At 65.9% G+C, this 11,495-nt stretch carries 12 protein-coding genes and 2 pseudogenes; 8 read left to right on the top strand and 6 right to left on the bottom strand.

Translation table 11 applies throughout. The annotated features are described in order from the left end of the window. Window positions 1-196, bottom strand: a 196-nt coding sequence (locus CH256_RS28920) for a GTP-binding protein (protein ID WP_373454760.1), incomplete at its 3' end; no start/stop codon positions are given. On the opposite strand from CH256_RS28920, the pseudogene infB reads away from it, so the two are divergent. The 5 genes and pseudogenes from infB to CH256_RS00245 form a co-directional block, all read left to right on the top strand. Next, a pseudogene (infB, locus tag CH256_RS00265) lies at window positions 107-1,513 on the top strand (translation initiation factor IF-2); the annotation flags it as partial. The gene CH256_RS28920 and the pseudogene infB overlap by 90 nt on opposite strands. A gap of 154 nt (window positions 1,514-1,667) precedes the next feature. Beyond that, a complete protein-coding gene (locus CH256_RS00260; RefSeq protein ID WP_068050194.1) occupies window positions 1,668-1,958 on the top strand; it encodes a DUF503 domain-containing protein in 291 nt (96 codons plus the stop codon). Window positions 1,959-2,061: 103 nt separating this feature from the next. Then, the gene (gene rbfA, locus CH256_RS00255) at window positions 2,062-2,562 is read left to right on the top strand and encodes a 30S ribosome-binding factor RbfA (protein ID WP_094642414.1); all 501 of its coding nucleotides are present in this window, start codon (window positions 2,062-2,064) and stop codon (window positions 2,560-2,562) included. A gap of 1 nt (window position 2,563) precedes the next feature. Next, complete coding sequence (locus CH256_RS00250; RefSeq protein ID WP_094668563.1) at window positions 2,564-3,562, top strand: DHH family phosphoesterase; 999 nt, start codon at window positions 2,564-2,566, stop codon at window positions 3,560-3,562. After that, window positions 3,559-4,887: pseudogene (locus tag CH256_RS00245) on the top strand (MATE family efflux transporter). The gene CH256_RS00250 and the pseudogene CH256_RS00245 overlap by 4 nt, the downstream one beginning before the upstream one ends. A gap of 3 nt (window positions 4,888-4,890) precedes the next feature. Here CH256_RS00245 and CH256_RS00240 read toward each other — a convergent pair. Genes CH256_RS00240 through CH256_RS00225 form a run of 4 tightly spaced genes read right to left on the bottom strand, consistent with a single transcriptional unit; the run spans window position 4,891 to window position 7,997 of the window. Then, complete coding sequence (locus CH256_RS00240) at window positions 4,891-5,985, bottom strand: sulfate/molybdate ABC transporter ATP-binding protein (RefSeq protein ID WP_094668562.1); 1,095 nt, start codon at window positions 5,983-5,985, stop codon at window positions 4,891-4,893. Further along, window positions 5,982-6,794, bottom strand: a complete 813-nt coding sequence (locus CH256_RS00235) for an ABC transporter permease (RefSeq protein ID WP_094668561.1) — start codon at window positions 6,792-6,794, stop codon at window positions 5,982-5,984. Before CH256_RS00235 ends, CH256_RS00240 begins: the two co-directional genes overlap by 4 nt. Further along, entirely contained in the window at window positions 6,791-7,573 is a 783-nt protein-coding gene (gene modA, locus CH256_RS00230; RefSeq protein WP_373454761.1) for a molybdate ABC transporter substrate-binding protein, read from the bottom strand. The genes CH256_RS00235 and modA overlap by 4 nt, the downstream gene beginning before the upstream one ends. A gap of 25 nt (window positions 7,574-7,598) precedes the next feature. After that, a complete protein-coding gene (locus CH256_RS00225; RefSeq protein ID WP_094668559.1) occupies window positions 7,599-7,997 on the bottom strand; it encodes a TOBE domain-containing protein in 399 nt (132 codons plus the stop codon). A 241-nt stretch (window positions 7,998-8,238) separates the two neighbouring features. On the opposite strand from CH256_RS00225, the gene CH256_RS00220 reads away from it, so the two are divergent. The 3 genes from CH256_RS00220 to truB are packed head-to-tail and all read left to right on the top strand — an operon-like array spanning window position 8,239 to window position 10,792. Continuing rightward, complete coding sequence (locus CH256_RS00220) at window positions 8,239-9,162, top strand: metallophosphoesterase family protein (RefSeq protein ID WP_094668564.1); 924 nt, start codon at window positions 8,239-8,241, stop codon at window positions 9,160-9,162. After that, the gene (locus CH256_RS00215) at window positions 9,159-9,824 is read left to right on the top strand and encodes a 4'-phosphopantetheinyl transferase family protein (protein ID WP_094668558.1); all 666 of its coding nucleotides are present in this window, start codon (window positions 9,159-9,161) and stop codon (window positions 9,822-9,824) included. The genes CH256_RS00220 and CH256_RS00215 overlap by 4 nt, the downstream gene beginning before the upstream one ends. A 35-nt stretch (window positions 9,825-9,859) precedes the next feature. Further along, window positions 9,860-10,792 (top strand): tRNA pseudouridine(55) synthase TruB, encoded by a 933-nt coding sequence (gene truB / locus CH256_RS00210; RefSeq protein ID WP_094668557.1) that lies wholly within the window; start codon window positions 9,860-9,862, stop codon window positions 10,790-10,792. Window positions 10,793-10,826: 34 nt separating this feature from the next. On the opposite strand, the gene CH256_RS00205 is transcribed toward truB, so the two are convergent. Then, window positions 10,827-11,495 (bottom strand): metal-dependent transcriptional regulator (locus CH256_RS00205; protein WP_256989307.1); only part of this gene is annotated, 669 nt, incomplete at its 5' end.

The raw sequence follows: 11,495 nt of genomic DNA, 5'->3' as shown, positions 1-11,495 counted from the left end.
CGATCGGCACGTCGGCTGCCTGTGCGTGGTTGATGGCCTCCACCGTCTGCGGCATGACGCCGTCGTCGGCTGCCACCACCAGGATCGCGAGGTCGGTGGCCTTGGCACCACGGGCACGCATGGCCGTGAAGGCCTCGTGACCGGGGGTGTCGATGAACGTCACGAGACGCTCGTTGCCTTCGAGCTCGGTCAGCACCTGGTACGCACCGATGTGCTGCGTGATTCCACCGACCTCGCGATCCTGGTGGTGGCAGCCGACGACGGCGTCATGCCGCAGACGGTGGAGGCCATCAACCACGCACAGGCAGCCGACGTGCCGATCGTGGTCGCGGTGAACAAGATCGACAAGGAGGGCGCGAACCCGGACAAGATCCGGCAGCAGCTGACCGAATACGGTCTGGTCGCCGAGGAATACGGCGGCGAGACGATGTTCGTCGACATCTCCGCCAAGCAGGGCACCAACATCGATGCCCTCCTCGAAGCGGTGCTGCTGACGGCCGACGCGTCGCTCGATCTGCGCGCCAACCCGGACATGGACGCTCAGGGTGTCGCCATCGAGGCACACCTCGACCGTGGTCGCGGCCCGGTCGCGACCGTGCTCATCGCTCGCGGAACCTTGCGTGTCGGTGACTCGATCGTCGCCGGTGACGCATACGGACGCGTTCGTCGCATGGTCGACGAGCACGGCGAGGACGTCACCGAAGCGATGCCGTCTCGTCCCGTGCAGGTCATCGGCTTCACGTCGGTGCCCGGTGCAGGCGACAACCTTCTTGTGGTCGACGAGGACCGAATCGCTCGACAGATCGCCGACCGTCGAAATGCGCGCAAGCGCAACGCTCTGGCAGCCAAGAGCCGCAAGCGCATCAGCCTCGACGATCTCGATGCAGCTCTGAAGGAGACTTCGCAGCTGAACTTGATCCTCAAGGGTGACAACTCGGGAACCGTGGAAGCGCTCGAAGAGGCGCTGCTCGGAATCGAGATCGACGACGAGGTCGAACTGCGCGTCATCGACCGCGGTGTCGGTGGCGTCACGGAGACCAACGTCAACCTGGCGTCGGCATCCAACGCGATCATCATCGGCTTCAACGTTCGAGCGGAGGGCAAAGCCACCGAGCTGGCCAACCGTGAAGGCGTCGACATCCGGTACTACTCGGTGATCTACCAGGCCATCGACGAGATCGAGAAGGCCCTCAAGGGCATGCTCAAGCCGGTGTACGAAGAGGTTGCCCTCGGGCAGGCCGAGATCCGCGCGCTGTTCCGTTCCTCCAAGGTCGGAAACATCGCCGGTTGCCTCGTCACCTCCGGTACGATCCGTCGCAACGCCAAGGCGCGACTCATCCGAGACAGCGCCGTTGTCGCGGAAACCGTCACGATCTCCTCGCTCCGTCGCGAGAAGGACGACGCGACGGAGGTCCGCGAGGGCTACGAATGTGGTTTGACGGTGACGTACTCCGACATCAAGGTGGGCGATGTCATCGAGGCGTACGAGCTCCGTGAAAAGCCGCGCGACTAGAACGGATGCGGAGCCTTTCGGCTCCGCACCCGGTCGCGTCGGCTCGGTGGTGAAGCCAGGGGAGTGACACTGCGCTCCGACTTTCGAGCCGGTGGCGGTACGACAGATGTACCGCCACCGGCTTTGTCGTCGAAGCTGATCGAAGGACGTCAGCGTGTATCTGGGTGCTCTGGAGTTGGACGTGTTGTTGGGGGATGTGCGTTCGCTCGCCGAGAAACGGTCGATGGTGGAACCGGTGCTCGGTGATCTGCAACGGCTGGGAGTCTCGGCTGCCGAAACCGGTGAGCGAGAACGTATTCGGCGGTCCCTGCTGGGGGTTGCCGCGGCCGGTACCGACGTCGACCTACTGCACGACAAACTGGACGAGTGCGAACGGCATGTCGCCGAACGCCACGATCTGGAACTGTTGGCAGTACGCCGGAGAATCTTCGGACCCGAGGATTGATCCGGGAAGTCCGCCGAGCGCTGCTCGGCGGACGAGAAGTGCACAACCGCCGCTTCGTCGGAACAGAATCGACGTTCGGCCATGAAAGAGGAGTGTGATTGTCGTGGTGGATCAGGCCAGGGCTCGAAAGTTGTCCAAGCGAATCGCCGCCATCGTTGCAACGGCGATCGATCACGAGATCAAGGATCCACGGCTGGCATTCGTGACCATCACCGACACCAAGGTGACCGCCGACCTGCACGACGCCACGGTGTACTACACCGTGATGGGTGAAGACCTCGATACTCCGCCCGATCTGCAGGCCGCCGCGGCAGGGCTGGAGAAGGCCAAGGGCGTGCTGCGCTCGAAGGTCGGAGCCGGAACGGGTGTGCGGTACACGCCGACGTTGACGTTCGTGACCGACACGGTGCCCGACACCGCACGCCACATGGAAGACCTGCTCGAACGCGCCCGCGTGGCCGACGAAGAACTGGCCCGCGCGCGTGCGAACGCCAAGCCCGCCGGGGACCCGGATCCGTACAAAGCTCCACGCGAAGTCGCAGACACAGATGGTCATTCCGCAGGCTCCACTCCTGCAGGCGTCGAGCCCGCCGAAGCCGACTGACATGTCCTACGGTTCGGGGGCAGTGTCGGAGGCCGACGAGGATCTGGCGCGGGCGATCGAGATGCTCGAACGTGCATCCTCGGTGACCGTGCTGTGTCATGTTCAACCCGATGCCGACACGATCGGTAGTGGGCTTGCGCTCGGTTCGGTGCTCGAACGTCGCGGCGCGACCGTCCAGGTGGCATTCGCAGCACCGGCGTCCCTGCCCGAGTCGATGGACGAATTACCGGGTAGACACCTTCTCGTCGGCGCAGACGAGGTCAGCGAGTCCGTCGATCTGGTGGTCACGGTCGACGCCGGAAGCAGGGGGCGGCTGGGTTCGCTGGGCGACCGACTCGATACGGCGTCGGCCAGCCTCGTCATCGATCATCACCGCAGCAACACACGATTCGGAACGCTGAATGTGGTGCACGCGTCTGCTGAGTCCACCACCGCCGTCATCGCGCGGTTGTTCGATCGGTGGGGCGTCGAGATCGATGTCGATCTGGCCCACTTGCTGTTCGCGGGTCTGGTCACCGACACCGGGTCGTTCCGCTGGGTTCGCCCGGGTTCTCATCTGCTGGCCGAGAGACTGTTGGCCACGGGGATCGACGGGGCTCACATCGCCCGCAAGCTGCTCGACACTCACCCGTTCGACTGGTTGCCGATGCTCGGGTCGGTGCTCGGTTCGGCATCGTTGCTTCCCGACGCAGCCGACGGACGAGGGCTGGTGTACGCCGTCATCAGGAGCGAGGATTCGGCCGGACTGCGGTCCGAGGAGATCGAGAGCGTGATCGACATCGTGCGCACCACCTCCGAGGCCGAGGTCGCCGCGGTACTCAAGCAACAGGATTTCGGGTCGGTCTGGGTGGTCTCTCTGCGGTCGAAGACCGAGGTCGACGTGTCGGCGGTGGCGTGCGCGCTCGGCGGTGGCGGGCACCGCAATGCAGCCGGCTACACCGCGACCGGCGACCTGCCCGACGTGATCGATGCGCTGCGTGAGGCCCTGTCGGCGTCGTGAGTTCCACCCCGGTCACGGCTCGAAAGATCCTCGGTCTGTCGTTGCCCTCTCTCGGCGTCCTCGCTGCCGAGCCCCTGTACCTGTTGTTCGACGCCGCCGTGGTCGGCCGGCTCGGCGCGCTCGCTCTCGCCGGCCTGGCCATCGGTGGGCTCGTGTTGGCCCAGGTCAGCGCGCAGCTGACGTTCCTGTCCTACGGCACGACCGCGCGAGCGGCTCGCATGCACGGTGCAGGCCGCGAACGCGACGCCGTCGGTGAGGGTGTGCAGGCAACCTGGTTGGCCTTCGCGATCGGTATCGCCATCGTCGCGGTGATGCAGCTCGCCGCCGAGCCCGTGGTCTCGGTGCTGACCGGCGGAGGGGACATCGGTGCCGAGGCCGTCGCGTGGCTGCGCGTGGCTCTGCTGGGTGTGCCGTTCATCCTGGTGTCGCTGGCCGGAAACGGATGGATGCGTGGAGTTCAGAACACGGTGACGCCACTACGTTTCGTCGTGTTCGGCTTCGGTGTATCAGCGGTGTTGTGCCCCCTCCTGGTCCACGGGTTGCTGGGATTCCCACGGCTCGGGCTGGTGGGATCGGCCGTGGCGAACGTGATCGGCCAGGGCGTCGCCGGTGCGCTGTTCGTCGGCGCAGTCGTGCGGGCGAGCACCGAATTGCGCCCGCATTGGTCGGTGATGCGCGCACAACTGGTGCTGGGCCGCGACCTGATCGTGCGCAGTCTGGCGTTCCAGGCCTGTTTTCTGTCCGCCGCAGCGGTCGCGTCGAGGTTCGGCGCCGCCTCGGTCGCCGCCAACCAGGTGGTTCTGCACATGTGGAACCTGGTGTCGTTGATGCTCGATTCACTGGCAATCGCCGCACAGACCCTGGTCGGAGCCGCCCTGGGTGCGAGCAGGATCGACGATGCGCGCGCCCTGGCGTGGCGATTGACGGCATGGTCGACGGTGTTCGCGGTCGTTCTCGCCGGTGTGTTCGCCGTCGGGCGGTCGTTCGTCCCGGATCTGTTCACCACCGACGCATCGGTCATCGACGAGATGCATGCGATCTGGTGGATATTCGTCGCGATCATCCCCATTGCCGGCGTGGTGTTCGCGTTGGACGGTGTGCTGCTCGGCAGCGGCGACGCTGCATTTCTGTGAAACGCGACCATGGCCTGCGCCGTTGTGGGCTTTCTGCCGTTCATCTGGTCGGCTCTGGTGTTCGACTGGGGACTGGTAGGGATCTGGACAGGGCTCGGCGTCTTCGTCGCACTGCGGATGCTTGCAGTCGCGGGCCGGGTACTGTCCGGAAAGTGGCTGGTGATCGGCAGCGATCGCCAACTCCGCCGATAGCCGTCAGGGTTGCGACGGCAACGCGGGGTGCAATGCCACCTCACGGCTCTTGACGACGAAGAAGACGGTGCCGCCGGGCTCGAGCCCGAGATCCGACACCGCGGCAGGGGTGATGTCTGCAGCCATGCCGGGAGACCCGTCGGGTTGCGGACGTGATCGAACACGAATGCCGGAGCCCTGCACCTCCATCTCCTCGATCACCACCTCGAACACGTTTCTCGGGCTGGCGTGCGGGGCCGTCGGGTGTACCGAGACGGCGGCGGGGGAGAACACCGCCACCAGTGCGGTTCCGGTGGTGTACCGCCCGGAGCCGTGGACCGTCAGTCCCCAGTTCGTGGTCAGGGACGTCGAGTCGTCGGCGTCGACAGCCCGTCCCGAGAGCAGGTTCACCCCCGCGATGCGGGCACCGAATTCGCTGCGAGGTGCGGTCAGGACCTCGGTGACCGAGCCTCGCTCGACGACGCGTCCGCCGTCGACGACCGCGACGGAATCGGCGAGCGCGACGACGTCGAGCAGATCGTGGGTGACGATCAAAGCCGTGCGACCGCTCTCGCGCAGCACCGTGCGCAGTACTCGTCGAATGCTCGGTGCCGTGTCCACATCCAGCGCCGCGAGGGGTTCGTCGAGCAGCAGCAGGCGTGGGTCGGCCGCAAGAGCGCGCGCGATGGCGATTCGTTGAGCCTGCCCGCCGGACAGCTGGCCGGGGCGGCGATCGGCCAGGTGGGAGGCTCCGACCGTGTCGAGCCAGGTATCGGCGACGGCACGCGCGGCGACGCGGTTCGCGCCTGCGCTACGCGGCGCGAAGGCCACGTTCGTACGAGCGTCCATGTGAGGAAACAGCAGAGCTTCCTGAGAGAGGGTCGCGACGCCTCGGGCGTGAATCGGGACGACGGTGTTCGAGACGGTATCGGTCAGCAGGTCCTCGCCGAGTCGGACGATTCCTTCGTCGGGTGCCACCACACCGGAGACGAGCTGCAGCAGTGTCGATTTGCCTGCCCCGTTCGGTCCGAGGATGGCGACCGTCTCACCCTCGGGGACGTCCAGTTCGAGATCGATGCCGCGGACGCCGAGTGTGGCCCGCAGGTGCAGTGAGTTCACAGCGTTCCCGACGACCGAGTGCCGCGTGCGGTCACGACGACGAGTGCCGCTACGAGAATCAGTACCAGCGAGAGCGCTACCGCGGCATCGGGGTCGCTCTCGCGCTGCAGATAGATTTCCAGCGGCAGTGTCCTGGTCACGCCTTCGAGGGATCCGGCGAAGGTCAAGGTCGCTCCGAATTCTCCGAGTGCGCGCGCGAAGGCGAGGACGGTTCCTGATATCAGTCCGGGAAGTATCAGCGGAACGGTGACGCGCCGTAGGACGGTCGTGGGGGTGGCCCCCAGCGTCGCGGCCACCACGTCGTACCGGTCGCCGGCCGTGCGCAGTGCGCCCTCGACGCTGACGACCAGGAAAGGAAGCGACACGAACACCTGTGCCAGCACCACGGCCGAGGTGGTGAACGCTATTCGAATCCCGAAGGCGTCGAGGTGCTCGCCCAACAGGCCTTGTCGCCCGAAGGTGTAGAGCAGCGCGATGCCCCCGACCACCGGGGGCAGAACCAAGGGCAGTACGACGAGAGAGCGAAGGATCGAGAGCCCGCGAATCGAGCTGCGCGAGAGCAAGATTGCCATCGGCACGCCCATAGCCACGCACACTGCGGTGCTGGCCGTCGCCGTCTTCAGGCTCAGGATCAACGCCGCGACAGCGGATTCGGAGGTGATGAGTCCGAGAAAATTGGACCAGTCGATTCGGGTGAACATCGCGGCCAGCGGTGCCACCACGAGGAGTGCACCGATGGCTGCCGGAACGAAAATCCACACCGGCACACCGACGGTCGACCGCCCGTTGTGTGCGACTCGTACGGTCACGGAGCTGCGAAGCCGGCTCGACCGAGTACGTCCTGCCCGACGGGGCCGGTGACGAACTCGGTGAATGCGCGAGCGGTGCCCTCGTTGTCGGACCCGCTCAGTGTCGCGATCGGGTAGGTGTTGACGGCCTCGCTCGACTCCTCGAAGGGCACCGCGGTCACGGCCTCTCCTGCCCCGGCAGCGTCGGTCACGTAGACCAGTCCGGCATCGGCCTGCCCCGAGGTCACCTTGCCCAACACGTCGGTGACCGAGGATTCTTCGCTCACGGCCGGGATCTGCGTGCCGGTAGCGGCCTCGACCGAGGCCGTCGCCGCGCCGCATGGCACCTGGGGCGCGCAGATCACCGTGAGAACGTCGGGATTCGCCAGATCGGCGAACGATGCGATGCCGTCCGGGTTTCCGGGGGCGGTCACGATGGTCAGCGTGTTGGACGCGAAGTCGACGGGGTCATCCGCAACCAGGCCCTCGTCGACCGTCTCGGTCATGTTCTTCGTATCCGCGGAGGCGAAGACGTCGGCAGGGGCGCCGGACATCAGCTGCGCGGCCAGATCGGATGAGCCCGCGAAGCTGAACTCCACCGAGGTGCCGGGGTGTTCGGCCTCGAATCGATCACCGAGCTCGGTGAACGTCGCGCGAAGCGATGCTGCGGCGAAGACCGTGATCTCGCCTCGGACCGCGCTGCCGTCCGAGGGTCCATCGGGCGCGGTCGAATCGGACTGCGAGCTGCACCCGACGAGCACGAGGGTGGCTGCAATGAGGAGCGCGAATACCGGGCGCAGTGTCTTCACGAACATCTCCTGTGTCCTACGGTGTCTCGACGATGACGGTCGTGGCCTTGACCACAGCGACGGTGACCTTGCCGGGCTCGAGCCCCAGTTCGCGAACCGAGCGGGTGCTCATCAGGGACACGATCGTGAACGGCCCGCACTGCATGCTCACCTCGCTCATCACCGCATCCGAGACGACCTCGGTGACCAACCCCACGAGTCGGTTGCGTGCAGAGCTTCCGCCCGACGCGATCTCCGGCGGAGGGACAGCATGTTCGCGCGCGTAGTCGGCCAGGTCCCGGCCGGCGATGACCTTGCGTCCGTTCTCGTCCTCGAGCGCCGGGAGCGCTCCGGTGTCGATCCATCTACGGACGGTGTCGTCACTGACACCGAGGAGTGCTGCGGCGTCTCGAACGCGGACCGGGGGCACCGTCATCGAGACGCCACCCGAGCAGACATCCGCAAACAAGTCATGAACGGCACCATATACCCGAATCTGCGGGTGTTTCGACCAGATCCTGTTTTCGGTGAGCCGTACCGTCCCACCGTCGACCGGGTTGCCGCATCACCCCGCCGGATACGTCGCGGAATCTGCAGGGAGTATTGGACGTTGGTACGTTCTCGGACGGTTCTGGCGATTCGACGCCGGCGGCCGAGCGCATCGGAAGGAATTTTCAGTGGCAGCGAAGCTGTGGGCAGTGAGCGACATTCACGTCGGACATCGGGGCAACCGGCCCGTGACCGAGGACATCTTTCCCGAATCGCCCGACGACTGGCTGATCGTCGCCGGCGACGTGTCGGAGAAGACCGACGACATCAAGTGGGCGCTCGAAATGCTCCGTAGCCGTTTCGCGAAAGTCATCTGGGTTCCCGGAAACCACGAGCTCTGGACGACGGTGAAAGATCCCGTCCAGATCCACGGGGCGGCTCGGTACGAGTACCTGGTCAACCTGTGCCGCGAGATCGACGTCGTCACCCCGGAGGACCCTTATCTGCGGTGGGAGGGTGAGGGTGGCCCGGCGACGATCGTGCCGATGTTCCTGCTCTACGACTACACGTTCCTGCCGCAGGGAGCGAGAGACAAGGAACACGGCCTGGCGATCGCACGTGAGAAGAACGTGGTCGCCACCGACGAATTCCTGCTGTCCTCGCAGCCGTACGCGACGCGCGATGCCTGGTGCCATGCGCGGATCGACGCCACCCGGGAGCGTCTCGATGCGCTCGACACCTCCGTTCCGACGGTGTTGATCAACCATTTCCCGATGGTTCGGCAGCCGACCGAGGTGCTGTTCTACCCGGAGTTCGCACTGTGGTGTGGTTCCACTCTGACGGCGGATTGGCACACGCGGTACAACGCGATCTGTTCGGTGTACGGGCATTTGCACATTCCACGGACGACCTACTACGACGGCGTTCGCTTCGAGGAGGTGTCGGTGGGCTACCCGCGTGAATGGCAGCGCCGCGGCCTACCGAAAAACGTTCTGCGACAGATTCTTCCGGTCCCCGAGTATCCGCCAGGCGCGTTGAACAAGTGGGGCGGGCACTTCACGGTGACGCCCGAAATGGAGGCAGAGGTAGAGAAGATGAGGGCAGGAAAGTGATCGAATCGATACTTCCCAACGGCGTCGTCTCGGCCGAATTGTTCGCGGACCCACCGGGTTTGACGCCCCATCCGCTCGAGGCCCCGCTGGTGGCCAAGGCGGTGGACAAGCGCAAGCGTGAGTTCACCTCGGCCCGACACTGTGCGCGGGTGGCGATGGAGAAGCTGGGTGTCGAGCCTGCGCCGATCATGCGCGGCAAGTCCGGTGCTCCGCAGTGGCCGAAGGGTGTGGTCGGATCGTTGACGCACTGCGACGGGTATCGCGGTGCGGTGTTGGCCTACTCGATGCAGGTGCGTTCGGTGGGAATCGACGCCGAGCCGCACGGACCCTTGCCCGATGGAGTGCTCGAGGCGGTGAGTCTCGAGGCCGAACGGGAGTGGCTCGCGACCGCGGGCCGCGAGGACGTGCACTGGGATCGAGTGTTGTTCTGCGCCAAGGAAGCGACGTACAAGGCCTGGGAGCCGTTGACCGGACGCTGGCTCGGCTTCGAGGACGCACACATCACCTTCGAGCGCACCGGCTCCGGTGACGACGTTTCGGGAACGTTCCGTTCCGAGCTGCTGGTGCCAGGAGACACGGTGTCCGGTCCGCCGCTGCGGGCCTTCGACGGTCGATGGATGGTGGCGGGCGGTCTGGTGATGACCGCGATCTCGGTGATGTGACGACCTGCTCCGCGAGCCTGGCACAATGCTCTCTCGTGAGTGCTCGCGAAAAGATTTCGTCCGGTCTCGTCGGTGCCGGCCTGCTGGTGGTCGACAAGGGGCCGGGAGTGACGAGCCACGATGTGGTGGCTTCGTGCCGAAAACTGTTGCGCACCAGAAAGGTCGGCCATGCGGGGACCTTGGACCCCATGGCGACCGGCGTGCTCGTGCTCGGCGTGGAGCGTGCGACCAAGATGCTGGGACTGCTCTCGCTGACCACCAAGTCGTACACCGCCACCATCCGGCTCGGCCGGAGCACGACGACCGACGACGCCGAGGGCGACGTCCTGGCCGATGTTTCGGCCGCGCATGTCTCCGACACCGAGATCTCGACCGCGATTGCCGCCCTGACCGGTGACATCGAGCAGGTTCCTGCCAGTGTCAGCGCCATCAAGGTCGACGGGCAACGCGCCCACAAACTGTCCCGCGCAGGTGAGGAATTCACACTCGCCCCGCGCAAGGTCAGCGTCACCCGATTCGACGTGACGGCCAGGCGCGACGTGGCGGAGGGCGAATCGGCGTTCGTCGACCTCGACGTGGAGGTCGACTGCACGTCCGGGACGTACGTTCGGGCCCTGGCGCGCGACCTCGGCGCGGCGCTCGGCGTCGGCGGCCACCTGACCGTGCTGCGCCGCACCCGCGTCGGACCCTTCACCCTCGACCACGCACGGACACTCGAAGAACTGGCAGAGGACCCGGCCGTGAGCCTGGACATCGATCAGGCGGCCCGAACGGCGTTCCCGCACCGGCAGATCGACGCGAGTCAGGCGGAATCGTTGAGCCAGGGACGGTGGCTGGATCCGATAGGAATCGACGGGGTGTACGCGGCGGTCGATCCCACCGGGCACACCATCGCTCTGCTCCAGGAGAAGGGCAAGCGCGCCAGTTCGGTCATGGTCGTGCGGCCCGCGACCTTGCGCGGGCACTGAAACATTCGGCACGGATGCGGCACCGACCCGGCGATCAGGTCGCCGGAACCATCCAGATCGCCTCTGCGGCGCGGTGGCCGAGATCGATCGAATCAGTGGCGTCGGTGCGGGCCAACTCGATGGCGACGGTGCCGGCGTAGTCGCGTCGTTCGACCACCGTGATCGGCAGGTCCAGCGTGATGCCGACGGAGTCGAAGTAGCGGAGCATCGCCGGGTCGGAGTCGGAAATTCTGGCGACTCGGCCGGACTGTCCGTCAAGGTAGTCGCTCAGGCGGGTCGCGGACGGGGCCTCGATCGCACCGTCGACGGACGGAATCGGGTCGCCGTGCGGATCGCGTTCGGGGTGGCCCAGTTTGGCGTCGATTCGATCCATCATCAGATCCGAGACGGCATGCTCGAGGATCTCTGCCTCGTCGTGCACTTCGTCCCAGCCGTAACCCAGCTCTCGCACCAGGTAGGTCTCGATCAGTCGATGTCGACGCACCATACCGATGGCAGCGAGACGACCCTTCTCGGTCAGTGAGATGGCTCCGTAGCGGGCGTGGTCGACCATGCCCTGGTCGGCGAGCTTGCGAATCGCCTCGGACACCGTCGAGGCGGAAACACCGATGCGCTCGGAGAGCATCTTGGTGCTGACCGAGTCCTCGCTCCACTCACTGGCCGTCCAGATGACCTTGAGATAGTCCTGCGCAACCGCGGACAG

It is taken from the genome of Rhodococcus sp. 05-2254-6 (assembly GCF_002258565.1).
Classification (GTDB): domain Bacteria; phylum Actinomycetota; class Actinomycetes; order Mycobacteriales; family Mycobacteriaceae; genus Rhodococcoides.
Note: the sequence above shows the minus strand (reverse complement) of the source record. Positions and strands in the feature narration are given on the sequence as shown.